Annotated in this window: 20 protein-coding genes, 1 pseudogene and 1 riboswitch; of the genes and pseudogenes, 11 read left to right on the forward strand and 10 right to left on the reverse strand. The window is 64.4% G+C overall.

Going from position 1 to position 24,136, the window contains the following annotated elements; translation table 11 throughout:
- The first annotated feature begins 86 nt into the window (after positions 1-86).
- From P5W98_RS17930 to P5W98_RS17940, 3 genes are read left to right on the forward strand one after another with little or no spacing between them, the layout of a single operon-like run.
- Positions 87-1,211: a polysaccharide deacetylase family protein gene (locus tag P5W98_RS17930; protein ID WP_421026686.1), complete on the forward strand. Its 1,125-nt coding sequence runs from the start codon at positions 87-89 to the stop codon at positions 1,209-1,211.
- Between the two features lie 8 nt (positions 1,212-1,219).
- The gene (locus tag P5W98_RS17935; protein WP_421026685.1) at positions 1,220-2,521 is read left to right on the forward strand and encodes a putative glycoside hydrolase; all 1,302 of its coding nucleotides are present in this window, start codon (positions 1,220-1,222) and stop codon (positions 2,519-2,521) included.
- A complete protein-coding gene (locus tag P5W98_RS17940; RefSeq protein ID WP_421026684.1) occupies positions 2,476-4,911 on the forward strand; it encodes a serine hydrolase in 2,436 nt (811 codons plus the stop codon). Before P5W98_RS17935 ends, P5W98_RS17940 begins: the two co-directional genes overlap by 46 nt.
- A 118-nt stretch (positions 4,912-5,029) precedes the next feature.
- Here P5W98_RS17940 and P5W98_RS17945 read toward each other — a convergent pair whose 3' ends face one another.
- Positions 5,030-7,573: a Lon protease family protein gene (locus P5W98_RS17945; protein WP_421042702.1), complete on the reverse strand. Its 2,544-nt coding sequence runs from the start codon at positions 7,571-7,573 to the stop codon at positions 5,030-5,032.
- Between the two features lie 605 nt (positions 7,574-8,178).
- Here P5W98_RS17945 and P5W98_RS17950 point away from each other — a divergent pair.
- The 4 genes and pseudogenes from P5W98_RS17950 to P5W98_RS17965 form a co-directional block, all read left to right on the forward strand.
- Positions 8,179-8,308, forward strand: a pseudogene (locus tag P5W98_RS17950) (DUF3141 domain-containing protein); the annotation flags it as partial.
- Positions 8,309-8,326: 18 nt separating this feature from the next.
- Complete coding sequence (locus tag P5W98_RS17955; protein ID WP_421026683.1) at positions 8,327-11,221, forward strand: heavy metal translocating P-type ATPase; 2,895 nt, start codon at positions 8,327-8,329, stop codon at positions 11,219-11,221.
- Positions 11,218-11,595: a cupredoxin domain-containing protein gene (locus P5W98_RS17960; protein ID WP_421026682.1), complete on the forward strand. Its 378-nt coding sequence runs from the start codon at positions 11,218-11,220 to the stop codon at positions 11,593-11,595. The genes P5W98_RS17955 and P5W98_RS17960 overlap by 4 nt, the downstream gene beginning before the upstream one ends.
- A 53-nt stretch (positions 11,596-11,648) precedes the next feature.
- Entirely contained in the window at positions 11,649-11,870 is a 222-nt protein-coding gene (locus tag P5W98_RS17965) for a hypothetical protein (RefSeq protein WP_421027083.1), read from the forward strand.
- A 59-nt stretch (positions 11,871-11,929) separates the two neighbouring features.
- On the opposite strand, the gene P5W98_RS17970 is transcribed toward P5W98_RS17965, so the two are convergent.
- The 9 genes from P5W98_RS17970 to cbiE all read right to left on the reverse strand — a co-directional run bounded on the left by P5W98_RS17970 (position 11,930) and on the right by cbiE (position 19,278).
- Positions 11,930-12,427, reverse strand: a complete 498-nt coding sequence (locus tag P5W98_RS17970; protein ID WP_421026681.1) for a TPM domain-containing protein — start codon at positions 12,425-12,427, stop codon at positions 11,930-11,932.
- A 2-nt stretch (positions 12,428-12,429) separates the two neighbouring features.
- Positions 12,430-13,290, reverse strand: a complete 861-nt coding sequence (locus P5W98_RS17975; RefSeq protein WP_421026680.1) for a TPM domain-containing protein — start codon at positions 13,288-13,290, stop codon at positions 12,430-12,432.
- Positions 13,287-13,919, reverse strand: a complete 633-nt coding sequence (locus P5W98_RS17980) for a LemA family protein (protein WP_421026679.1) — start codon at positions 13,917-13,919, stop codon at positions 13,287-13,289. The genes P5W98_RS17975 and P5W98_RS17980 overlap by 4 nt, the downstream gene beginning before the upstream one ends.
- A gap of 165 nt (positions 13,920-14,084) precedes the next feature.
- Positions 14,085-14,357 (reverse strand): hypothetical protein, encoded by a 273-nt coding sequence (locus P5W98_RS17985; protein ID WP_421026678.1) that lies wholly within the window; start codon positions 14,355-14,357, stop codon positions 14,085-14,087.
- A 153-nt stretch (positions 14,358-14,510) separates the two neighbouring features.
- Positions 14,511-15,305, reverse strand: a complete 795-nt coding sequence (cobF, locus tag P5W98_RS17990; RefSeq protein ID WP_421026677.1) for a precorrin-6A synthase (deacetylating) — start codon at positions 15,303-15,305, stop codon at positions 14,511-14,513.
- Positions 15,306-15,420: 115 nt separating this feature from the next.
- Positions 15,421-16,146, reverse strand: coding sequence for a precorrin-4 C(11)-methyltransferase (gene cobM / locus P5W98_RS17995; protein WP_421026676.1), 726 nt, complete (start codon positions 16,144-16,146; stop codon positions 15,421-15,423).
- A gap of 11 nt (positions 16,147-16,157) precedes the next feature.
- On the reverse strand, positions 16,158-16,916 hold the full coding sequence (locus P5W98_RS18000) for a cobalt-precorrin-6A reductase (RefSeq protein ID WP_421026675.1): 759 nt from the start codon (positions 16,914-16,916) through the stop codon (positions 16,158-16,160).
- On the reverse strand, positions 16,913-18,016 hold the full coding sequence (locus P5W98_RS18005; protein WP_421027082.1) for a cobalt-precorrin-5B (C(1))-methyltransferase: 1,104 nt from the start codon (positions 18,014-18,016) through the stop codon (positions 16,913-16,915). The genes P5W98_RS18000 and P5W98_RS18005 overlap by 4 nt, the downstream gene beginning before the upstream one ends.
- 2 nt (positions 18,017-18,018) lie before the next feature.
- Positions 18,019-19,278, reverse strand: a complete 1,260-nt coding sequence (cbiE, locus tag P5W98_RS18010) for a precorrin-6y C5,15-methyltransferase (decarboxylating) subunit CbiE (protein ID WP_421027081.1) — start codon at positions 19,276-19,278, stop codon at positions 18,019-18,021.
- Between the two features lie 74 nt (positions 19,279-19,352).
- Positions 19,353-19,530: riboswitch (cobalamin riboswitch) on the forward strand.
- A gap of 134 nt (positions 19,531-19,664) precedes the next feature.
- On the opposite strand from cbiE, the gene cobG reads away from it, so the two are divergent.
- The 4 genes from cobG to cobJ are packed head-to-tail and all read left to right on the forward strand — an operon-like array spanning position 19,665 to position 24,124.
- Positions 19,665-21,062 carry a precorrin-3B synthase gene (cobG, locus tag P5W98_RS18015; RefSeq protein ID WP_421026674.1) on the forward strand — a complete coding sequence of 466 codons (1,398 nt, stop codon included), beginning with the start codon at positions 19,665-19,667 and terminating at the stop codon, positions 21,060-21,062.
- Positions 21,055-21,681, forward strand: a complete 627-nt coding sequence (locus P5W98_RS18020; protein WP_421026673.1) for a precorrin-8X methylmutase — start codon at positions 21,055-21,057, stop codon at positions 21,679-21,681. Before cobG ends, P5W98_RS18020 begins: the two co-directional genes overlap by 8 nt.
- Positions 21,681-22,412 (forward strand): precorrin-2 C(20)-methyltransferase, encoded by a 732-nt coding sequence (locus tag P5W98_RS18025; RefSeq protein WP_421027080.1) that lies wholly within the window; start codon positions 21,681-21,683, stop codon positions 22,410-22,412. The genes P5W98_RS18020 and P5W98_RS18025 overlap by 1 nt, the downstream gene beginning before the upstream one ends.
- Positions 22,400-24,124, forward strand: coding sequence for a precorrin-3B C(17)-methyltransferase (cobJ, locus tag P5W98_RS18030; protein ID WP_421026672.1), 1,725 nt, complete (start codon positions 22,400-22,402; stop codon positions 24,122-24,124). The genes P5W98_RS18025 and cobJ overlap by 13 nt, the downstream gene beginning before the upstream one ends.
- Positions 24,125-24,136: the final 12 nt, after the last annotated feature.

Here is a 24,136-nt window from a genome sequence, read left to right on the forward strand (position 1 = left end):
TTCGCGCGCGGCATGTGCATCCTTGATCGCCAGCACGAAGGCGTCGACAGGGAGAAGATCGAGGCGACCTGCCAGACGACGGGACCTTGTTTCTGCACCTCCTGAACGTCCGCCGTGATCGGATCGACCCGTTGCTGACACGCTGCGTCATCTGGAATGCGCGGACGGCGCCGGCGAATGCCTCGTCAACGTCGAAGCGGATGCTCGTGCTGCGCGCCGCTGCGGCGCAAATCCATACTGAATTGCCCCTTCGCCGTGTCTTTGATTCAGGTCAAGCGCGAACGGGGCGGACCCGTTCGAATAGACATCGCAACCGCAAAAGAGCGCGGCGAGTTCTGGCGACAGCAACCCGCAGACCACAGCGAGCAGAAGAACCGGACCAGAAGATGCGCTTTCTCCCTTGCAAGCTTATCGGCATGTTGACGCTGCTCCTCGCCGGGGTGATGGCGTGGCGTCCGCTGATAGCGCCCGCAGAGGCGGCGCAACCCGTGCCTGACGCTTCGATCCTCGTCTACCATCGCTTCGCTGACGAAGCCACGGACTCGATGACGGTGCGCGTCTCGACGCTCGAAGCGCATCTCGCCTGGCTGCGCGCGCACGGCTACCAGATCGTGCCGCTGCGCGATATCGTCGCGTGGCTCGAGGATCCGTCGGCGACGCTGCCGCCCAGAGCCATCGCGATCACCATCGACGACGGTCATCGCTCGGTCTATGAAGTAATGCGCCCGATTGTTCTGCGTGAGCGCTTTCCCGTCACCTTGTTCATCTATCCCTCGGCCATCTCGAACGCATCGTATGCGATGACATGGCCCCAGTTGCGCGAGCTGCGCGACACCGGACTCTTCGATGTCCAGTCGCACACCTGGTGGCATCCGAACTTCAACACGGAACGACGGCGCCTGTCGGAACCCGCTTTCGAGCAGTTCGCGCTGACACAGTTCACGCACTCCCGCGAGTTGCTCGAGCGCCAGCTCGGCGGCCACGTCAACATGCTCGCCTGGCCGTTCGGCATCCACAACGATGATCTCGTCGCACTCGCGCAGCATGCCGGCTACCGCGCTGCTTTCACGATCGAACCGCACAACGTCACGCGCTCGACGCAACCACTGGCGATCCCGCGCTTTCTGATGGTTGATACCTGCACGCCCGAATGCCTCGGTCAGTTGCTTGGCGAACGCCCATCCCCTCTCGATGCCCGGACATTACCTTGAGCCCCGCCATGACGTCTTTCGCAAAGCCCACCTTGCAAGGCACTCCCGTCCGGCATGCGATCTCGTGGGTCGCCGCCCTCGCCGTCGCTCTCGCATGCGGTGTTGCCAGCGCCCAGGCAGCCGCCGGAATGCAAGGCGTCGTCATCGATGCGAAGACGCATGCGCCCATACCTGAAGCTACCGTGACAATCGGCGGCCGCGCGCTGCGCGCGGACACGCGCGGCGCCTTTCCCGCACCTGCGCCGGGCACGAGCGTGGCGGCGCGCGCGCCGGGCTATCTGCGCGCATGGACGACTGTCGCCGGCAACGCGCCGGTGACGATCGCGCTCGCGCCGTTCCGACCCAGGGCGGTCTACCTGTCCGTCTACGGCGTAACGAGCCGCACCTTGCGCAGTGCCGCCGTGGCGCTCAGTACGAGCAATCGCATCAACGCGCTCGTGATCGACGCCAAGGGCGATCGCGGAATCACGCCGTGGCGTAACGCTGCGCGCGACGCCATCGGCGCGATCCGCCATGTGAGCGTGCAGCCGCCCTACATCGACGACTTCGCAGCGCTGGTCGCCACGCTCCACGAGCAGGGCTTCTACCTGATCGCGCGCATCGTCGTCTTCAAGGACGATCCACTTGCGAGCGCCCATCCCGAGTGGGCGGTGCGCGACGCGACAGGCGAGGTGTGGCGCGACCGCGAGTCGCTGCAATGGGTCGACCCTTTCCAGCAGGCGGTCTGGGCACACAACATCGATATTGCGCAAGAGGCCGCGCGCCTTGGCTTTGACGAGATCCAGTTCGATTACGTGCGCTTTCCCGATGCCCCGGGACTGCAGTTCAGCGAGCCGAACACACGCGCGAACCGGACGGCCGCAATCGTCGGATTTCTCAACGTTGCCCGCGCGCGCCTCGTGCCCTATAACGTGTTCGTCGCCGCGGATATCTTCGGGTACGTGTGCTGGAATCTCGACGACACTGCCATCGGCCAGCAGATCGAGCAGCTCGCCGCGCCGCTAGACTATATTTCGCCCATGCTCTATCCGTCAGGCTTCACGTGGGGACTTCCCGGCTTCGATCGCCCGATGGTGGAGCCCGGCCAGATCGTGGGCCGCTCGCTGGCGCAGGCGAAGACGCGCACCGGCCTGCCGGGCGTGCGCTTCAGGCCCTGGCTTCAGGCGTTTCGAGACTATGCGTTTGATCATCGCGAGTTCGGCGCCGAGGCGATCCGAGAACAGGTCGACGCCGCCGATGCCGCCGGCGCCGACGGCTGGATGCTATGGAATCCGCGCAATCACTACGATCCCGCCCAGTTGCCCCATTGAGACGCAAGGGTTTTTATGGCGCGACATGGCTGCTTGCGGCCGCGCTGGCCGTCGTCCTGGCGGGCTGCGCCGAGCGGCCCCCTCAACTGGCGCACGTCGCGAGCGCGCCCGCTTCTCCCGCCCCGCGGCCATCCACGGGTCTGCCCGTGCCGGGTTCGCAAGCGCCGGCCGGGCTCGATGCGATCGTCGCCGCACAGATCGCTGCGGGGCGCATTCCCGGTGCAGTGGTCGTGGCGGGTGACGCCCAGTCGAGCACGTGGGCCTACGCGGCCGGCTCGCGAACGCAGGGCGCGCAGCCCGAGCCCATGACAATGGACACGGTCTTCGACCTCGCTTCCCTCACGAAAGTGATCGCGACAACGACGGCCGTGCTGCAACTCGTGGAAGCCGGCCGCCTCGACCTCGACACACCCGTCACCCGCTACTGGCCCGCTTTCGGCGCGCACGGCAAAGGCAACATCACGGTGCGCGAACTGCTCTCGCATACTTCCGGGCTACCGCCCGAGGTGTCGATCACGCGTGCCGTCGATGCAGCCGACGTCCTGCGCAAAGCCGCCGACGCTATTCCGCGCAGCGCGCCGGGCGCGCGCGTGACCTATAGCGACGTCAACTTCATCGTCCTCGCGAAGCTCGTGGAGCTCGCCAGCGGCGAGCGCTTCGACGCCTGGTGCCGGGACCACATTTTCGTGCCACTCGGCATGGTCGACACGGGCTTCAGACCGGATGCCTCACTTGCAGCGCGGATCGCGCCGACAAGCGGCCTTGCGCGAGGACACGTGCACGACCCGATCGCCGCTCGCATGGGCGGCGTCGCGGGGCATGCCGGCCTTTTCTCGACGGCCGGCGATCTCGCGCGCTACGCGCGCATGGTGCTGCAAGGCGGCACGCTCGACGGCGTGCGAATCCTTCACGCGTCGAGTATCGCCCTGCTCGCGCAGCCCGCATCGCCGCCCCCATGGCGCGGCCTCGGCTGGGAGATCCAGCCCCCACTGGTGGCGAATCGCGACCGGCTTGAGCCGATCGGGGCGTTGAAGCACACCGGCTATACGGGCACGGCCTTGTGGATCGATTTCGCAACGGGCCGCTTTCTGATCGTGCTGAGCAACCGCGTATTGATGGGCCCGCACGGCGACGCCGAGCCCTTGCGCGCACAGGTCAGTTCACTGATGGCAAGTGGCGCGCAGCCGCTATCCGAAGCGCAGCTCGCGCAGCGTCTGCCATGGGCCGCAGCAACGCTCGCGGCAGCGCAGGTCATGCCGCGCGCTCACGGGCCGGTGAAGACAGGTCTCGACCTCCTCGCCGCACAAGCGTTCACGCCCCTCGCGGGAATGCGCATCGGCCTCGTGACGAACCAGAGCGCCATCGACGGCGAAGGCCGGCGCAGCGCCGACGTGCTCGCCCATGCGCCTGGCGTCGCGCTGCGGGTTCTGTTCGCACCCGAGCACGGCCTGAGCGGTGACATCGACGCACCGTTCGACGACACGACCGATGCAGCAACGGGACTCCCTGTCATCAGCCTCTACGGGAGCCGCCAGCGCTTTCCCGCGCACGCGCTCGATGGGCTTGACGCACTCGTATTTGATCTCCAGGACGCGGGTGTGCGCTTCTTTACCTACGAAACAACGCTAGGTTATACGCTCGAAGCAGCCGCTTCGCGCCGCATCCCCGTCTTCGTGCTGGACCGCCCCGACCCGTTGGGCGCGGCGCGCTTCGGCGGCCCGATGCTCGACGCCGGACGCACGTCCTTCACCGGCTACACGGCGCTGCCGCTGCAGCCCGGCATGACGCCTGGTGAGCTTGCGCGCTACTTCAACGCCGAGCGGCACATCAACGCGGACCTGCATGTGATACCGATGAGCGGATACCATCGGGAAATGGCCTTCACCGACACCGGTCTCGCATGGACGCCGCTCTCGCCCAACCTGCGCACGCCGCGGGCGCTCGCGCTCTATCCGGACGTGGCACTGATCGAGGGTGCGAACGTGAGCGTCGGGCGCGGCACGCCGCATCCCTTCGAGTGGATCGGCGCACCCTGGCTCGACGGCGTCGCGCTGGCTGCCGCGTTGAACGCGGCGAATGCGGGTGCGCGCTTCGAGCCGATCGAATTCGTGCCGACCGAATCCACATGGCGCGGCATGCTGTGCCACGGTGTGAGAGTGGCAAGCGCGGACGCTGCGCGTGAGCCTGGTGTGCTTGGCCTCACCCTGGTTGCGCAGCTGCACCGGGGCTGGCCGCAAACCTTTGATGTCGCCGCGACTCGCGCCCTGATCGGCTCGGATGCGGTCTGGGAGGCATTGGTCCGCGACACCGATGCGGTGCAAGCGCTCCAGATCGCGCAGCGACAAACGCACGCCTTCGCGGCGGCTCGCAGGCCCTCTCTGCTGTACTGAACGATGCGCTTCGGGAGTGAAAACCGGGGACTTCTGCCATTCATTCAGCTGCGGAAGACGGATAACCGGGATGCGAGCCGGCCTGCGAGCGCGCAGGCCGGCTCAGCTTGACACTCGCTTATTCCGGGCCGCCATCCGGCCGCTTTCTGCCGGCACGACGAGGCGCCGCTGCAATGTTGATGCGAGTATTTGCCGCCGGATGCCAGCGGCGCCGGCCAGTCATGAAATGCGGCGACTGCAACGCACGACGTGCGTCAGCGAACGCTGCAAGTTTCGCGCACACGCATGCATTGACGGTACCGTCAGGAAAATTCCCTTCAGCGTCGCTGCTGCCGGCCGCCAAACCGGTCAGCAAGCCAAGCGCATCGTCAACGCTGCCGACGGCATAGACCTGAAACCGTCCGCCCGCTGCTGCCTCGACCACGTCCTCGCGCAGCATGAGATGCCTGACATTCGCCTGCGGGATGACGACGCCCTGCTCGCCCGAAAGCCCGCGCGCGCGGCACAGATCGAAAAAACCCTCGATCTTTTCGTTGACCCCGCCAATCGCCTGCACCTCGCCTTGCTGATTCACCGAGCCCGTCACCGCGAGCGATTGTCGAAGTGGAATACCCGAGAGCGACGAGAGCAGCGCGCATAGCTCCGCGAGGGATGCGCTGTCGCCTTCAACCGTCCCGTATGTCTGCTCGAACGTGAGGCTCGCTGCGAGCGATACCGGACGCTTGCCGCAATAGCGCGCTGTCAGGAACGACGACAGGATCATCACCGCCTTCGAATGAACCGCGCCGGCCAGCTTCGCCTCTCGCTGAATGTCGATCACCTCGCCCTCGCCAGCCCGTGTGCGCGCGGTAATGCGCGCGGGCTGACCGAATGTGTAGCCCCCCATCTGGGCGACCCACAATCCGTTGACCTGCCCCACTTTCGCGCCGCTCGTATCGATTAGCAGCGTGCCGCGCAAAGTCTCCTCGAGCAGTTGCATGCGCACACGGTCACAGCGCGCGACCTGGGCTTCGAGCGCCCGCTCGACGTCTCCGCGGCCGACGATATCGCCGCCGCGCTGACGCGCAACATAATCAGATTCGCGCAGCAGGTCTACAAGCGTGCGCATATGGAGCGAGAGCTTGTCTGCGTCGCCAGCATGACGAGCCTGCTCCTCAATCACGCGCAGTACGGCATCGCATCCGAACGGCAGTAGCCCCTGACGACGCACGACTGCGGCAATGAGGCGGGCGTAGAGCAACTGATTCGCCGGGTCACGCTGCATGTCCTCTTCGAAGTCGGCAGGTACCTTGAAGAGCTCACAGAAGTCCGGATCAAGCTCGTAGAGCAGGTAATACAGCCAGCGTTCACCGAACAGGATCACTTTCACGTCGAGCGGCACGGGTTCAGGTTCGAGCGACACCGTGCTCACCATGCTGTACATCTCCGCAAGCGACTCGATGCGAATCTCGTGCTTGAGCAGCGCGCGCTTGAGTCCCTCCCATGCGAAGGGCTGCCGCAGCACCTTGTCCACGTCGAGCAGGAGATACCCGCCATTCGCGCGATGAAGGTCGCCGGGCTTGATCAGCGTGAAGTCGGTGACCAGCGTGCCGAGCATGGCGCGATGCTCGACCCGCCCTATCAGGTTTTGATAGGACGGGAAGTCCTCGAATACGACAGGCGCGCCACCGTGGGCATCGTGGTCCAGCAACACATTGACCTGATAGCGCGCGAGCGCCGAGTCGCCGGCGGGCGATTCGCGGTCCGGCGGCCTGCGGAAATCACCCACGCTATCGAACACATCGAGCCGCACGGCTTCCAGATACGCCTGCACCTGTGGCAGATCCGAATAGCGCTGCATGAGCGTATCCATCAGATTCGCAACGGCTTGCGTCATCGTTTCACGATTCAGTGCGCGCACCCGGTCGCGATGCTCCTTCTGCCACATCGGTATCTGGCGCAGGAGCTTTTCGAGGCGCTCGCGCAGTTGCACCAAATGGGCATCGATCTCCGCGCGCTCACTCGCGGGTAGTTCGTCGTATTCCTTTTCGGTAAGCGCCTCGCCGCGCCGCGTGGGCGCGAGCGAAAAACCGACGGGCGTGCGAATGAGCGCAATCTGCTGTCCGGTCGCATCGTTGCCCAGTTCGACGAACGCTTTCTCCTGTCGCTGCGAAAACTCCGTATCGATCTGCTCCGCGCGTGCGCTGTACACCTCACTTTCGAAAGCTGCGGGAATAACCACCCTCAGTTCGTCAACGAACTGGCGCATATCCTGCTGGAGGCCGAACGACCGGCCGGGAGGAAGCCGCAGTACGTGAGGCCTGTGGGGCTCGGCAAAATTGTTGACGTAGCAGAAGCCGTCCGGAGCGGGCTCTTGAGCGGCCCGGCCACTCAGGAACTGCTCGACGACAGTGTATTTCCCCGCGCCAACCGGCCCCAGTACGAACAGGTTATAACCGTCGTGCGCCATTTCAGTGGCAAAGCGGATGGCATCCACGGCACGCCGCTGCCCGACAATGCCGTCCGGGTCAGCCAGTTCGGCCGTCGTCGCGAACTCGAACAGACGCGCGTCAGTGGTACAGCGCAGTCGGTCAGCGGGAACCTGCAGGGATTCGGCGTCGGACATGTCAAGGTGGAAGATGAGTACGGTATGCACGTAATGGTGCGATACCATGACGATCATCAATTGATCGGCGTCAGTCTTTAATGCCCGCCGATCGAAGGTCGGCACAAGGTGCTTCAGCTCGCTCCACGTAAATCGTTGGCCAGTATGAAATTCACGACCTTCGGCACGATCTCCGTGCGAAATCGTTCACCGTTATTGTCTCCTGTCTGCTTTTATCAGCCCGGACTGACGCGACGGATCGACCCAGTCTGCCACCACGTTAGTGCTTCACTGCCGTTCAGGAATTGACTCGGTCATCATCCACGGATACCCGGCCCAGACGCTCCGCGCGCTCGCGCATTCCGGGCGGGGAGTTTGCGAACTTGGGAATTTTATTGGTCATATCCCGGCCAACACAAAACGACGGCCGGGATACGCCGCCAATGCGAAACTTCGCTGCGCTCGCTTACCCCATCATTTCGGGAACAACAAAATTACTTATAGATCCAGCAACTGCGGGCACACCCCCCATAAGCGTTGACCGGCCTGTGCCATTGGAATCGATCGCGCTTTCTGCCGCCGTTACGCCGCTTGATCTATGTCAATCACTGCGATCCGACAATTGTTAGGGTAAAAACGAGTTCTCGAATCCATATGTCACCCCGGTGTGTCTCGAAGAGCCAGTGCCTCGGATCACGCGTGCCGGCGATGTCTGCTTCAACGCGTGCCTCGATGACTCAAAGCCACCCGTCATCGCCGTCGATCCACACGCCGGGCACGGCCCTGGCATCGGCGGCTTCAAGCGCGACTCCGGTGCAGGCATGGCGATGCATGAAGGCCATATCGTCTACTTCATCATCTTTTTTCCCGAACCCTCATGCGGGCCATCTGGGCATCTTCGTTTCAGCCAGCGTGGCGCGTCTCGAACACCGTGCAATGCTCAAGAGCCTTGCGCAGATCGAGACGCTGGCACCGGGGTTCTACGAGATGAAGATCGGCAATCCGACAAGAAACCCCGATTGTCGTCAGCCGCAGTATTCCATGCACTTCGAGCAGCGTCAGGTTCAGGAACTGGATTTTGACAGGCCGCGTGAAGCCTTCGAACGGGTCCGCCCGCTTTCGGAGCTAAACGAGCGCGAAAGCGGCAATGCACGAATGGTGGAGGATTACATGAACGAAGAACTCGCAACCGTAACGCCGACCGCGGCAATCCATTCCCGTGAACCGGCATCTTCAATGGGCAACGCCCTGGAACACATCGAACTGTCAATCGGCGGCATGGCCTGTCCGCACTGCCCGCCAGCAATCGAGAAGGCTCTGGGCGAGGTCGCGGGTGTGCGCCACGCACATGTCAATCTCGCCAGCCGCCTCGCGAGTATCGATTTTGATCCTATGCGAGCCGGCGTTGCAGATCTCCTGAAATCCATCCGTTCCGCCGGCTATACAGCCGGCACGGCCAAAGTGCGTATGCCCATCCGGCACATGCATTGCAGCTCCTGCATAACCCGCGTGGAACTCGCACTCAAGACAACGTCCGGCGTTATAGCAGCTCAGGCGAGTCTCGGGTCGGGCGCCGCCGATGTGGAATATCTGCCTGAAAAGACGTCCCTGGCAGATATCCGGCGCGCGATCGGGTCAGCCGGGTACCGTGTTGCGGAGCCCAAACCGGAGAAATCGCCCGGGCTGGTGCAGTCCAGCCCCGAGGAAGCCGCCCAGCAGGACGAATATCGCACACTGATGCGCAAGTTCTGGGTTGCCGCGGCGATCTCGATCCCGGTCATGGGCCTGAGCTATCCGGAGCTGATTCCCGCACTGCGCAGCTGGATACCAGAAGGCAGCGACACCCGGCGCCTTGTATGGGCGCTGCTGGGCGTCCTCAGCCTGCCAGCCATATTCTGGTCCGGTTCGCAGTTCTACACCGGGATGTGGGACGCGCTAAGGCACCGCACGGCCAACATGCATACCCTGATCGCGATCGGCATCACTGCGGCGTTTCTCTACTCCATTGTCGCCGTTGCGTGGCCAAGGCTCTTTCCGAACATGTCGCTTGCCGAGGTTTTCTGGGACGTCAGCGACGTCGTGGTTGCGCTCGTCGTGCTGGGTCTTGCGCTAGAACTCAAGGCGAAGGGGCGAACTTCCGGGGCGATCAGGAAGCTGATCGGTCTGCAGGCCAAAACCGCCCGGGTGATGCGGAACGGCAAAGAAGTGGACCTCCCCGTGGAAGAAGTGCTTGTGGGCGACACGGTCATCGTGCGCCCTGGCGAGAAGGTGCCGGTTGACGGCGCGGTGACGGAAGGCGCGAGCGCGATCGACGAATCAATGATCACGGGTGAATCGATGCCAGTGGAAAAGCGAGTTGGCGACGAGGTCATCGGCGCGACGCTTAACAAAACCGGCAGCTTCCGCTTCAGGGCGACCAAGGTCGGCAAGAATACGGCGCTGGCCAATATTGTCAGGATGGTCCGCGACGCACAGGGCTCCAAGGCGCCGATCCAGCGGGTCGTTGACGCGGTGTCGGGATACTTCGTGCCGGCCGTGATGATTCTCGCGGTTCTCGCCTTCGTCGTGTGGTACATCGTCGGCCCGGATCCTCGCTTGGTCTACGCGACGATCGTTTTTGTGACGACGCTGATCATCGCGTGCCCGTGCGCACTTGGTCTCGCCACCCCAACCTCGCTGACGGTGGGTATCGGCAAGGGTGCCGAAAACGGCATCCTGATCCGCTCGGGCGATGCGCTGCAAAGCGCGCAGCGACTCGACGCAGTTGTCCTGGACAAGACAGGAACGATTACGCGGGGCGAGCCGGCGCTGACCGATGTGGTCGTCGCGGGTTCACGCAACGAGGACGAAGTGCTTCGCCTCGCCGCATCGCTCGAGCAAGGCTCGGAGCATCCGCTCGGCGAAGCGATCGTCAAGGGCGCCCGGGCACGGGCCCTTGCACTTCCGGCGACAGGAGGGTTCACCGCAATCCCGGGACACGGGGTGGGTGGCCGCATCGACGATCATGACGTGCTTCTCGGCAATGCGAGGCTGATGCAGGATCGTGGCATTGACATTCAGGCGCTCTCACCTGCCTGGGAGCGGCTTGCCACTGAAGGGAAAACGCCTATGTACGTCGCGATCGACGCACAGGCGGCAGGGCTGGTGGCGGTAGCCGATACAGTCAAGCCGGATTCGAAGGCGGCAATCGAAGCGCTTCGCCGCCTTGGCATCGAGGTGGTCATGCTGACCGGCGACAACAGGCGCACCGCGGAAGCGATTGCGCGGCAGGTCGGCATCGAACGCGTGCTTTCCGAAGTGCTTCCGAACGACAAGGCACACGAAGTGCGAAAGCTGCAACTCGAAGGCAAGAAGGTGGGCATGGTGGGCGACGGCATCAACGATGCGCCGGCCCTCGCCCAGGCCGACGTCGGATTTGCGATCGGAACCGGCACAGACGTGGCAATCGAGGCGAGCGACGTCACGCTGATCAAGGGAAGCCTGACGGGTGTCGTGACGGCCATCGAGATCAGCCGCGCCACCATGCGCAACGTGCGGCAGAATCTTCTGGGCGCATTCGGCTATAACGGCCTTGGCCTGCCGGTCGCGATGGGTGTGCTCTACCCGTTCCTGGGCATCCTGCTGTCCCCCATCATCGCCGCCGCTGCGATGGCGTTCAGTTCCGTGACCGTTGTCACGAATGCCAATCGCCTACGGTTTTTCAATCCACGGAGAATCGCGTCATGACACCCGACCGCTGGATTGTGCTGGTTCTCGGGCTGGCTCTGGTCAGCTTCATCGTCTGGTTTTTCTGGTTGAAGCGCTCGCAAGGCATGCAGGCTGCGCAGACGAGCAGCGGTTACCAGGAGGCGATGATCCTCGTCAAGGGCGGGTACACGCCGGATACGATCGTGGTTCAACATGGCAAGCCGGTGCGGCTGACTTTTCGCCGCGAAGAGACCGCCGGCTGCTCGGACAAGGTCATCTTCGCCGATTTCCACAAAAGCGCGGACCTGCCGACCGGGCAGTTGGTGTCCGTTGAATTGATGCCCGACAAGCCCGGGGAATATGTGTTCGCCTGTCCGATGGGCATGTTTCGCGGGCGCCTGGTCGTCGAATGAGATGGCGCCTATCAACGAAGACGCACCGATCACAGCCAAGGAGGTGAATCGTGATGTATCACTGGACCGGCATGGCCGGATACGGAGCCGCACACTGGATCGTCTTTCTGGTCATGGCCGTGGTGCTGCTCTACCCCATCGGGCGGATTCTGATGCGGATCGGCCTGTCTCCGTTCTGGGCGATTCTCGCGCTCGTTCCGCTCTTGAACCTGCTGGGACTTTGGGTGCTCGCATTCGTCGACTGGCCGAAGCCGGGTTCCGGCAAGTCCAGCTAGATCAGCGCGGCTGCCGCGACTCATGCAAATCCTCCAGGCAATGGTTGGCGGATACCGGATCACAGAACCACCGGCGCATCCGGGAGTTCATCGCGGTTGGGGCCGGTCGCCGGGTAGTGTTTTTTCAGGTGCGCGGCCACCGCCTCAATTCCCTTCACCGCGCCGTCGCAATACGCACCACGACGAAACGCAGCTTCCATCACGTGGCAAATAGCCTGCCACTCTTGTGGAACAACCTTCGCGTGGACGCCTCGATCCGCGACGATTTCGACAGCACGGTCCGCGAGCAGCACGTAAATCAACACGCCGTTGTTGTGCTCCGTATCCCATATCCGCAGCTGCGAGAACACCTCGATAGCACGATCCCGTGCCGATTGCCTGCGAAAAAGATGCCCACTGTGGAGCGCACCTTCGACCGCGAAACAGACTTCGCCAACGTGTCCGGCATCGCAGACCTTGATGGCCTGCCCGATCGCCGTCAGCGTGGCGCGCGGGAATGCACGCCGGACCCTCCAATGGGTTGTCAGCAAGTGCCTGACAATTCGCATAATTTCCATGCTTACCACCTGCCTGATGCGCCGCCACCACCGAAGCCTCCACCACCCCCACCAAATCCGCCGCGCCCGCCTCCGCCGAACCTACCGCCTCGGCGTCCGATGCCGTAAGTTCCCACGTAAGCGCCCATGCCCGCACCCGTCAACGTAAAGAGGAAGGCGATCACGCCTGCCGCCACCGCTGCCAGAATTCCGGCAGCCAGAAGCCACGCAACGAGGGCAGCACCGCCTCCGGCTACGACCGCGCCGGGCAATCTTCCAAATGCGGAACGCAAAACACCACCGAATACGACTGCGAGCATGAAGATCACGGGCGCAAGCTTCCAGAGATCCGGCGAACCCGAGCGTGTGCTGGGCTGCGGAGGAGGCAACGGCTCGCCGTCTGCCACCCGGATCATCTGATCGGCGCCCGCGGCAATACCGCCATAGAAGTCGCCCTCCCGAAATCGCGGCGCGATGATTTCACGAATGATCCGGTTGCTGATGGCGTCGTTGAGTGCCCCCTCAAGGCCGTAGCCGACCTCGATGCGTAGTTTCCGGTCGTCCTTCGCGACGATGAGAAGCGCCCCGTCGTCTACCTGCCTGCGTCCGAGCTTCCACTGCTCGACGACTCGCAGCGAGTACTGCTCTATCGTCTCGGCTCCGGTCGTCGGAACGATCAGCACGGCGATCTGGGTGCCCTTTCTCTTCTCGAATGCCTGCAGCGTCTGCTCAAGTTCGCTCACCTGCTCAGGCGTGAGCGTGCCGGTCTGGTCCGTCACACGCGCCGTCAAGGGCGGTACGGGAACCTCTGCACTTGCGCCCAACGCCATGCATAGCGCAAGCACGGCAATCAGCGCGAACGAGACTTTCGCCAGCACATTCATTTGGCGGCTCCCGCGGCGGCCGGTCTTGCTCCACCGGACTGGGTGCCGAAATCGACGCGTGGAGGCGTGCCGATTTCCGCTTCGTTGGCGACGGAAAAATTCGGCTTTTCCTTGTACCCGAACGCCATGGCCGTGAGGTCAGCCGGAAACGAGCGTACGGTCGTGTTGTATTCCTGGACAGCCTTGATGTATCGGTTCCGAGCAACGGCAATCCGGTTTTCAGTACCCTCCAGTTGAGCCTGCAGATCCCGGAAGTTGGCGTCAGACTTCAGCTGCGGGTAATTCTCGGAGACAACCAGAAGACGCGAAAGCGAAGTGGTCAGTTGCGCCTGCGCGGCTTGAAACTTCGCAAACGCCTCCGGGTTGTCGAGCACCTCAGGAGTCACTTGAATCGCGCCCACCCGAGCGCGTGCCTCTGTGACCTGAGTGAGGACATCCCGCTCCTGCTGGGCGTACCCTTTCACGGTGTTAACGAGGTTGGGCACGAGGTCCGCACGACGCTGGTACTGGTTGACGACTTCTGACCAACTCGCCTTGATCTGTTCATCCTCAGCCTGTATCCGGTTATAGCCACACCCAGCAAGGGACAACACCACTAGCGCGGCCAGGATCAACCCTATGTTTCGCATGTCGTATCCACCCCTGTCTCGCAAACGCCGACTCCCACACCAATCCGGACGCGCGCATCCCGCGGATCGCGCCACGCTGCCCGGGTCACTCCTCGGTCGATGCACGATTGCCACCGCCATGCTCTCGATGCTGCAAGCCGAGGCGCCAGTGTCATTTGACGTAGCTCAAAAGGATAAGCATTTAGCGGAAGTTCGGCCTACAAAACACTTGATCAATTCAACCGGGATCCGCAACGGTATTCCGGTGGCGGCGCGCACCGCCATCACCGAAGCTGCTGAACCTTTGTAGAGGGCGCCGGATACGCCAGAACAGCCGTTCCAGAATGGCTCGGTTGGCACATTGATGTCGTACTTCGGCAACAGAGGAAGGGAATGCTTGATAGCTACCGTGCAACTCAGTGCCAAGACCACAATCGGAGACGAACGGGTCAGGTCCATTGTGGGCGCTCAGGCCGGCCCCATAGGTGATTGGTCACTGTGGCGATATGCGGTTAATGACGGCCCGGTTCCCCATAACGACGCGCGAGATCGGCATACATGGCGTCGGCATGCCGCCCCCCGTTGCGCTGCCGCCAGCGACACCCGTCAAACTCACGCCGCGCTATCCTGCGACTCCGTTTTATCAACGTAACAACGCCGCTTTAGCACGTAGGTATCCATGATCCAGCCGTGTTGCTGTCGAGCGTCAGCACGCAGTCGTTCAATATCGTCAGCTACCTCGCCAAGTTTTCCCGCAACGAGCATCTCGTCGGGCGTTCCAACATACGCTCCCCAGTAAATATCGATATCTTCATCCGCGAGAAGCCGGAAGGCATGCTGCGAATCGAGCATGACTACGACGCTGTCGACATTCTCCGGAAACCCGCCTGCGAGGCTCCGGCCGTTCGTTATCTGAACCGATTGCCCTATCGCATTCAGCGGAACCCTGTGCTTCGCCGCGAGCGCCTGCACGCTGCTTATACCGGGGATCACCTCGTATTCGAAATCGTGTCGGCCGGTGCGCGATATGGCGCCGAGGATCCGCATCGTGCTGTCATAAAGCGAAGGGTCGCCCCAGACCAGAAAAGCGCCACACTCGCCGTCGGCGAGTTCCTCCGATATCAGCTTTTCATAAACCCGCTGCTTGTCACGGTTCAGTTCCTCGACCGACGATACATAGTTGCCATCTTCTCGCCTGCGTTCCGGAATTGCGGCCTCGGCGATACGGTAGCTACGCTGCTTCACATACCGCTCGATGATTTCCTTGCGCACGGAAATGAGCTTTTCCCTGGATTTTCCCTTATCCAGCAGGAAAAACACGTCGACTGCATTGAGGGCATTGACGGCCTGGATGGTCACATACTCCGGGTCGCCAGCGCCGATACCAATAATCAACAGTCTCTTCATCAGTCACTCCAGTGCTGCATGCGCTATCGCGTGGCGGCCCCGCTCTCACGGCGAAAAAAAATCGAAGTCCTAACCAGTCATTCACGAATTAAAAGAAGGAACGACCGCGTACCAATCAGCCCGGCGCGTACAACGATGAATCGGCAAATCCTTCGGCGGCCAGCACACGCCCGACCAGAATCAGGGCAGTCCGCGCGATGTCGGTCTGCTGCACCTTGCCGACGATATCGGCCAGGGTTCCCGTCACCCGTTCCTCGTCCGGCCAACTCGCGCGGTAAACAACTGCAATCGGGCAATCACTGCCATAGTGCGGCAGCAATTCCGTGACAATCTTCGCGATGTGCCGGACACCCAGATGGATCGCCATGGTCGACCCATGCCGGGCCAGATCGGCCAGACCCTCGCCCTCGGGCATCGCGGTCTTCGTGGCGTAGCGGGTCAGAATCAGCGTCTGCGATACGCCCGGCAGCGTCAGTTCGCAGCCGAGCGTCGCCGCGCAGGCCGCCGTTGCAGTGACCCCCGGAACGATCTCATACGGGATGCCCAGCGCCCGGATACGGCGCATCTGCTCGCCGATAGCGCCATAAAGCGATGGGTCGCCGGAATGCACGCGCGCGACGTCTTGCCCTTTCGCGTGCGCGTCGGCGAGCAACTGAACGATCGCATCGAGATTGAGATCGGCGGTGTTTACGACCAGCCCGGCTCGATGGCCGTCCAGCACCGCGTCAGGAACCAGCGAGCCCGCATAGAGGATCACCGGACAGCTACGGATCAGGCGCTGGCCCTTGACCGTGACAAGTTCAGGATCGCCGGGTCCTGCGCCGATAAAGTAAACCGTCATGCCTCACTCCGTCATAAGCCGGGGCGGATGGTACGGACAGTTGCGACGGTCCGCAACGTCTCTATTTCGGCAAGCAGGACTTCGATCGTGTCGAACGCGCGATCGACCTCGGGCAAATGCGGGCGCGCCAGCATCACGACCGGCAGTCCGCGCTCGCGTGCCACCTCCAGTTTCGCCTCGGTCGCTGCACCGCCGCTGTTTTTGCTGACCACGACATCGAATCCGCTGGCATCGAACAACGCCCGCTCGCCCTCATGCGTGAACGGACCGCGCACGCCGATCACCCGCGCCCGAGCGTTTCCAGGGTGATCGTCGAGGCAGCGAATCGTCCAGTGTTGATGCGCGGGGATCTCGTCGAGATGCAACAGCGGCTCCCGTCCCAGCGTGAACAGCGGGCGCGAAAATCCGGCAAGCGCTCTGCACAGCTCGCCCCATCCGTTCACGAAACGCCAGTCATCGCCGGATTGCGGCTGCCAGGCCGGACGACGCAGTGCCCAGCACGGCACACCCGCAAGCCGGCCCGCGCTCGTCCCATTCGCGCTGATACGCGCCGCGTACGGATGCGTGGCATCGACGATCAGGCCGATACGCTGAACGTCGACATACCGGGCCAGCCCTTCGACTCCGCCAAAGCCGCCGACGCGAACCTTGCACGCGAGATCCTGCGGCACCCGGCCTAATCCGGCCAGGCTGTAGACGTCGCCTGGCCCGAGGCGCCGTGCGATCTTCAGCGCATCACCGGTGCCGCCCAGCAGCAGAACCCGGGTCATTGCGCGACTCCGACGAAATTCCCCACGCGGTCGATAGCAAACACTTCGACGCTAACGTCGGGCGGCACGACCCCCTGTGCGACGCGCAGAGCATGCCGGCACACGACATCGCCGAGCGCAATGCCGCGCCGGGTCGCCATCACAAGTGCCTGCTGGCTCGTGTTGGCCGCGCGGATATCGTTCTGCAAGGTCTCATCGGCGCCCGATTCCGCCGCCCATTGCGCGAGCAGCGGCAAGTCGATGCTCGAGCTGCGGCTATGCAGGTCGAGATGACCCGCCGCCAGCTTGCTCAGCTTGCCGAAACCGCCGCACAGGCTCAGCTTCTCGACCGGCGCGCGGCGCAGGTGCTTGAGCACGGCACCGACGAAATCCCCCATCTCGATCAGCGCGATGTCGGGCAGGCCATAGTGCGCGCGCATGGCGTCCTCGCTCGCGTTGCCGGTGCAGGCGGCAATATGCTGGTAGCCATTGGCCCTTGCAACGTCGATGCCCTGATGGATCGACGCGATATAGGCCGAGCACGAAAACGGCCGCACGATGCCGGTCGTACCGAGGATCGACAACCCGCCGATGATGCCGAGCCGCGGATTCATCGTCTTGAGCGCCAGCGCCTCACCGCCCTCGACGCCAATCGTGACCTCGAAGCCGCCCGCGTATCCATACTCCGCCGCGAGTTCTGCAAGGTGCTCGCACATCATCCGGCGCGGCACCGGATTGATGGCCGGCTCACCGACCGGCAAGGTCAAACCGGCGCGCGTGACGGTGCCCACGCCGGGGCCGGCATGAAACCGCACCCCCGGCTCCGTGCTCAATTGCACTCGGGCGAACACGACCGCGCCATGCGTGACATCGGGATCGTCGCCGGCATCCTTGACCGTTCCGGCTTCCGCCCCATCCGCCGCATCGCGCCCATTGATGAAGCGGCAGAACGCGAGCGGCATCGGCACATGCTGGCCTTTCGGCAGGACGATTCGGGCGACATCGGTGCAAAGGCCGCCCAGCAACAGACGCGCAGCCGCCAGCGACGTAGCCGTCGCGCAACTGCCCGTCGTATAGCCGCTGCGCAGCGGACGCGGCGCTTCCGGCGTTTCGTCGCGCATCGTCACGGCTGTGCCTCCGCCCCGGCCCGGGTCGTGGCGGATTTCGTCACGTCCAGCAACGTAATCGGCAAGGTGGCACGCCACGTATCGAAACCGCCGAGCGGCTGGGCCTCGCTCAACGCAATGCGCGTCAGGGTGCCGCCATGGCGGTTACGCCAGTCGATCAGCACCGCCTCGCCCTGAAGCGTGACCGCATTGGCCACCAGCCGGCCGCCATCGCGCAGCGCCGCCCAGCACGCATCGATCACTCCCGGCACGGTCACGCCACCGCCGATGAACACCGCATCTGGAGCAGGCAGTCCTGCCAGCGCATCGGGCGCCCGGCCCGCCACCAGTTGCAGATCCGGCACACCGAGCGCGTCGCGGTTGTGCGAAATGAAAGCCTGCCTGCGCGCATCCGACTCGATCGCGACGGCACGGCACGCCGGATGCGCGCGCATCCATTCGATGCCGATCGAGCCGCACCCTGCCCCAACATCCCACAGCAACGCACCAGGAAGCGGAGCAAGCCGCGCAAGCGTGATCGCGCGCACATCGCGCTTGGTCAACTGGCCGTCGTGCCGGAAAGCATCGTCCGGCAGACCATGCGTCAGCGGCAACGACCGGCCCCCGTGCCCAACGGGCCCCCCAGGCGTATGGCAAGCGTGACAGGTTAGCGCCACGATGTTCAGCGCACCGATCGACGTGTCCTGCCAGGCGTCTGCGCGCAAATGCAGGCGCTTCTCGCGCGGTCCAGCGAGATTTTCGAAGACCGCCATCTCGGTCGCGCCGAATCCGCGTTCGTTCAGCAGTCCGGCGATCGCAGACGGCGTTGCGCCGTCCCGGCTCAGCACCAGCACGCGTGCGCCCTCACGCAAATGCGCGTTCAGCACAGCGATGGGCCGGTTCACAAGAGACACCGTCTCGACATCCTGCAACGGCCAGCCAAGGCGCGCCGCCGCGAGCGATAACGAAGACGGGCCGGAAATCACGCGCATCTGATCAGGCGGGATCACACGCGCGAGCGTGGCCCCCACGCCGAACATCATCGGATCGCCGCTTGCCAGCACGCAGACCGGCGTACCGCGATGCGACTCGATGCTGCCGATATCGAACGGTTTCGGCCACGCTTGCCGACGCGCGCGAATCCGCGCGGGCAGCATGGCCAGATGCCGTTCACCGCCGATGACAACGCCGGCATCCAGCAACGCTCGCCGGGCCGCACGCCCCAACCCCGCGAAACCGTCCTCGCCGATACCCACAATCGTCAGCCAGCAACCCATCACACTCCCGTTCGTCATCCGCTACCCGTGACTGGCCAACCGCCTGTGCGCTTCGAGGCCTTCCTGAAAAAAGGCATAATACCCGCTTTGCCGGTGCCCTTCGGGGCTTCAAGGGAACACAGTTGAAGCTGTGGCTGCCCCCGCAACTGTAAGCAGCGAGTCCACACCCCCAGGGTGCCACTGGAGAACCGGGAAGGCCGGTGTGGACGACGACCTGCGAGCCAGGAGACCTGCCGGCCCATCGATCGTGCAAGCCATCACCGGGCGGGGTGTACCGGTGCGCGTTCTCTCCCTGTCGAGACAACGTGGCAGTCGTACGACGCCAACTTCGTTGAACCTTGAGCCACGTTTCACAGCCTTCGTTACGGCCATCGGCCTGCCCTGCGTTGTCGCGCATCGTCGCTGCGCGCGACGGCGGGCTGTGTCGCGTCAAGCTGCCCGGCGGCGTGCTGCACGCGGCGCAGGCGCTCGCCATCGCCGATGCAGCCGGGGCGCATGCATCGGGAATCGTCGAGCTGACGAATCGCGCCAATCTGCAATTGCGCGGCGTGAAATCGGGTCACGAAGCCGAACTGAGCCGGCGACTGCGCGATGCGGGCCTCGGGCCGCATGTTCCGTGCGCGCTGACCTTGCCCCCATTGCAGGCCGCATCGCAGGCCGCATCGCAGGCAACGGCAGCCGACGACGTGCGCAATCTGCTGCTGAGCCCAAGCGCCGGCATCGACGAACACGCCTTGTGCGACACGCAACCGCTCGCCCGGGAGATCCTTCTCCTGCTGCAAAGCGAGCCACGTCTTGCTGCGCTGTCCCCCAAATTTTGCGTGCTGCTCGACGGCGGCGAGCGTCTCGCCGCGCTCGATCATCCCCATGATCTCTGGTTCGCTGCAATGGAAGCGAAAGCCGATGACAACCCGTGGTTCGCCATCGGTCTTGCGGGGCAGCCGCCTGCGTGGCAAGACAGTGCGGCAAACCCCGCACTGGCCGCGGTTCGCGCGCGCGATCTCCCCACCATGATCATGGCGCTGCTGCACACGTTTCTCGACGTCGCCGCGCCCGACGAAAACCGCATGCGCGACCTTCTCCGCCGGCTGTCTGGCGCAGATCTCGTGACACGCGCCGCCGCCCGCGCTGCCATCGAACTGCGATGCGATTCCACGGTTTGCGCATGGCGTCGCGCCCCCGCCGACCCTGGCCGCCGATTCGGCGCCTGGCGGCAACGCGATGCCCGCCTGTCGCATGTCGGCGGCCAGCCGCCGCTGGGCCGTATCGATACGCAGGGTCTGCGCGCACTCTCGCGGCTTGCCCAGGACCACGGCAACGGCACGTTCAGGTTGACGCCATGGCAAAGCGTGCTGATACCCGATGTGCCAGCCCCGGCTATCGAGGATGCCAAACAGCGCCTCGCGTCGCCCGGATTCCTGCTCGATGCTCGGGCGCCGCTCGCGCGGCTCATCGCATGCGCCGGCTCGACAGGCTGCGCGAAAGGGCTCGCCGATACCAAGCGCGACGCGCTCGATCTCGCGCAACGGCTGCCCGATGGCGTCGCAGCCCATCTGAGCGGCTGCCCGCGTTCGTGTGCGGCGGCGCACTGTGCGCCGTACACGCTGCTGGCCGTCGAACCGGGTCGTTACGACCTCTATCGCCAGGAGCCGTCGCCGGCCTGCGTGCCCCTGGCCACGTCCGATGCCGCCGGACGCTTTGGCGTGCGCATCGGCACAAATCTGACCATCGAAGCGGCAGCCCGACTGCTAGGCGCTGCCGCCCGGAGCACACTTGATGACTGACTACGTTCGCGACGGACAAACGATCTACCGCCAGTCGTTCGCCACGATACGCGCCGAAACCGACCTGTCCCGCATCCCGCCCGACCTCGAAAAACTCGCCGTTCGCGTGATTCACGCGTGCGGGATGGTCGATATCGTCGATGCATTGCGTTTCTCCGATGGCGCGGGCGCAGCCGGCCGCGACGCGCTTGCCGGCGGCGCGCCGATCCTCTGCGATGCACGCATGGTTGCGCAAGGCGTCACGCGCGCGCGTCTGCCCGCTTCCAATGAGGTGTTGTGCACGCTCGGCGACCCGGCCGTGCCGGAACTCGCGCGCACGATCGGCAACACGCGCTCGGCGGCGGCGCTCGAGCTCTGGCGCTCAAAGCTCGAAGGCAGCGTCGTCGCAATCGGCAACGCACCCACCGCGCTGTTCCACCTGCTCGACATGCTCGACGCCGGCGCACCGCGCCCTGCACTGATCCTCGGATTTCCCGTGGGATTCGTCGGTGCGGCGGAATCGAAGGCCGCGCTCGCCGCCGACAGCCGCGGCGTCCCCTACGTGATCGTCGAAGGCCGGCGCGGCGGCAGCGCCATGGCCGCCGCCGCCGTCAACGCACTGGCATCGGAAATCGAATGATGAATCACCGTGGGCAACTCTTTGGCATCGGCGTCGGGCCCGGCGATCCGGAACTGCTGACGCTCAAGGCACTCCGTCTGCTCAAGGCGGCGCCGGTCGTCGCCTACTTCGTGGCCAAGGGCAAGAAAGGCAACGCGTTCAGCATCGTCGAATCGCACCTCGACGGCGTGCAAATCCGGCTGCCGCTCGTCTACCCGGTCACAACCGAGGCACTCGAGCCGCCGTTGTCGTACGAGACGATCATCGCCGACTTCTACGATACGGCGGCAGCCGTGATCGGCGAGCACCTGGATGCGGGCCGCGACGTAGCCGTCGTATGCGAAGGCGATCCGTTCTTCTACGGCTCTTATATGTACCTGCACGACCGGCTGGCCGGCAAGTTTCGCGTCGAAGTCGTGCCGGGCGTCTGCTCGATGCTGGGCGGAACCGCGGTGCTCGGCACGCCGCTCGTCTATCGCAACCAGAGCCTCGCCATCCTCTCGGGCGTCATGTCCGAGGACGAACTGCGCAGCAAGCTCGCGCAAACCGACGCCGCCGTGATCATGAAGCTCGGCCGCAACTTCGCCAAAGTCCGCGGCGTGCTCGATGAACTGGGGCTCGCGAGCCGCGCGCTGTACGTCGAACGCGCCACGATGCCGAACCAGCGTATCGTGCCGCTGGCACTTGTCGACCCGATGGCTTCGCCGTACTTCTCGCTACTCGTTGTGCCGGGGCAGAAATGGCAGGGATGAACACCACGCCGCCCGTGCTCGTCGTGCTCGGGCGCAGCGCATTGCCTGTGGCACGACGCATCAAGGAGGCGTGCCCCGGCGCGTCGATCCACGGGCTGCTGCCGCGAGTCGAAGGCGAAGCCGATGTCGCCTTCCCCCAACTCGGCGCACATCTACAGACGCTCTACGCACAAGGCGTGCCGATCATCGCGCTCTGTGCGGCCGGCATCGTCATCCGCTGCCTCGCGCCGATGCTCGACAACAAGGGCACCGAGCCGCCTGTGCTGGCCGTGGCCGAGGACGGCAGTGCGGTCGTACCCCTGCTCGGCGGACTGGCGGGTGTCAACACGCTGGCCCGCAAGATCGCGCAGGCGCTGGACGTCGCACCTGCCATCACGACGAGCGGCGAATTGCGATTCGGCACCTGTCTGCTCAATCCGCCGGATGGCTATGTGCTCGCCGATCTCGATCAGGGCAAGCATTTCGTGTCCGATCTGCTTGCTGGCGAATGCGTGCGTATCGAGGGGGTTGCGCCGTGGCTGGACGACGCGCCGATCCCCAAGGACGAGCGCGCCCCGCTCACCATCCGGGTCACGCCACGCGCGACAGAAAGCAGGCGCGGCGAACTCGTCATCCATCCGCGCAGCGTGGTGGCTTGCGTGCCGGAAACGGAAGCGGCCGCAGACGCGCAAGCGGGCAGCGCGGCAGCCATTGCCGCAGCCATGTCGGCGCACGGGCTTGCGCCCGATGCGCTCGCGGTCCTGCTGGCGCCTGCTTCACGGATGGTAGACCCGTCGCTGGAAGCGGCAGCATCATCGCTCTGTATTCCTCTGCGATTCGCCGATGGCGGTCCGAACGTTGCACAAATGCTGGCGGACTCGACGAGCCCGCGATACGAGATCCGTGCTCATGCCAGCGGCGTGACGCTCGCGGTCGCGCCAATGCCTGTCACTCCTTCGCAGATCGGTCGTCGCCGGGGGCGTCTGAGCGTCGTCGGGCTTGGGCCCGGCAGTGCAGGGCTCATGGCCCCCGACGCGCGCGCGGCGCTGGATGCTGCGACCGACATCCTCGGCTATGAAACCTACGTGAAGATGGCCGGCCCGTTTCGCGACGCGCAACACCTGCACTGCACCGACAACCGCGAAGAACTGCTGCGCGCCCGCCACGCGTTTGAACTGGCCTGCGAAGGCCGGCAGGTTGTCGTGGTGTCGTCGGGGGACCCGGGCGTGTTCGCGATGGCCGCAGCCGTCTTCGAAGTCCTCGACACGAGCAGCGATGCGCGCTGGAAAACCGTCGATCTGCGCATCGTGCCGGGCATCTCCGCCGCAATGGCCACGGCGGCAAAGGCAGGCGCGCCGCTTGGACACGACTTTTGCGTGCTGTCGCTGTCCGACAATTTGAAGCCGTGGAGCATCATCGAAAGCCGCCTGCGCCACGCGGCCGAAGCGGATCTCGTGATGGCGCTCTACAACCCGATATCGCGAGCCAGACCGTGGCAGCTCGACCGGGCCCTCGAGATCGTGCGGGAACAGCGCTCGCCCGCCACCCGCGTCGTGCTCGGCCGGGACATTGGCCGTCCCGGCGAAGCGCTGATCACGACGACGCTTGGCGCGCTGCAATCCGCACAGGTGGACATGCGGACGATGGTCATCGTCGGTTCGTCCACGACACGCGGCGTTGCGGGCGGAGCAAACGGGGAATGGATTTACACGCCGCGATGGTATGAAGCGTGAGGATTCACTGGC

Origin of the sequence: Paraburkholderia sp. A1BS-2L (assembly GCF_051125205.1) — a bacterium.
Lineage (GTDB): Bacteria > Pseudomonadota > Gammaproteobacteria > Burkholderiales > Burkholderiaceae > Paraburkholderia.

Coding starts and splice junctions, on each gene's coding strand:
- P5W98_RS17935 (WP_421026685.1), top strand. CDS start 1,220: ATGACGTCTTTCGCAAAGCCCACCTTGCAAGGCACTCCCGTCCGGCAT.
- P5W98_RS17940 (WP_421026684.1), top strand. CDS start 2,476: ATGGAATCCGCGCAATCACTACGATCCCGCCCAGTTGCCCCATTGAGA.
- P5W98_RS17945 (WP_421042702.1), bottom strand. CDS start 7,573: ATGATCGTCATGGTATCGCACCATTACGTGCATACCGTACTCATCTTC.
- P5W98_RS17955 (WP_421026683.1), top strand. CDS start 8,327: ATGAAGGCCATATCGTCTACTTCATCATCTTTTTTCCCGAACCCTCAT.
- P5W98_RS17960 (WP_421026682.1), top strand. CDS start 11,218: ATGACACCCGACCGCTGGATTGTGCTGGTTCTCGGGCTGGCTCTGGTC.
- P5W98_RS17965 (WP_421027083.1), top strand. CDS start 11,649: ATGTATCACTGGACCGGCATGGCCGGATACGGAGCCGCACACTGGATC.
- P5W98_RS17970 (WP_421026681.1), bottom strand. CDS start 12,427: ATGGAAATTATGCGAATTGTCAGGCACTTGCTGACAACCCATTGGAGG.
- P5W98_RS17975 (WP_421026680.1), bottom strand. CDS start 13,290: ATGAATGTGCTGGCGAAAGTCTCGTTCGCGCTGATTGCCGTGCTTGCG.
- P5W98_RS17980 (WP_421026679.1), bottom strand. CDS start 13,919: ATGCGAAACATAGGGTTGATCCTGGCCGCGCTAGTGGTGTTGTCCCTT.
- P5W98_RS17985 (WP_421026678.1), bottom strand. CDS start 14,357: ATGGACCTGACCCGTTCGTCTCCGATTGTGGTCTTGGCACTGAGTTGC.
- cobF (WP_421026677.1), bottom strand. CDS start 15,305: ATGAAGAGACTGTTGATTATTGGTATCGGCGCTGGCGACCCGGAGTAT.
- cobM (WP_421026676.1), bottom strand. CDS start 16,146: ATGACGGTTTACTTTATCGGCGCAGGACCCGGCGATCCTGAACTTGTC.
- P5W98_RS18000 (WP_421026675.1), bottom strand. CDS start 16,916: ATGACCCGGGTTCTGCTGCTGGGCGGCACCGGTGATGCGCTGAAGATC.
- P5W98_RS18005 (WP_421027082.1), bottom strand. CDS start 18,016: ATGCGCGACGAAACGCCGGAAGCGCCGCGTCCGCTGCGCAGCGGCTAT.
- cbiE (WP_421027081.1), bottom strand. CDS start 19,278: ATGGGTTGCTGGCTGACGATTGTGGGTATCGGCGAGGACGGTTTCGCG.
- P5W98_RS18020 (WP_421026673.1), top strand. CDS start 21,055: ATGACTGACTACGTTCGCGACGGACAAACGATCTACCGCCAGTCGTTC.
- P5W98_RS18025 (WP_421027080.1), top strand. CDS start 21,681: ATGAATCACCGTGGGCAACTCTTTGGCATCGGCGTCGGGCCCGGCGAT.
- cobJ (WP_421026672.1), top strand. CDS start 22,400: ATGGCAGGGATGAACACCACGCCGCCCGTGCTCGTCGTGCTCGGGCGC.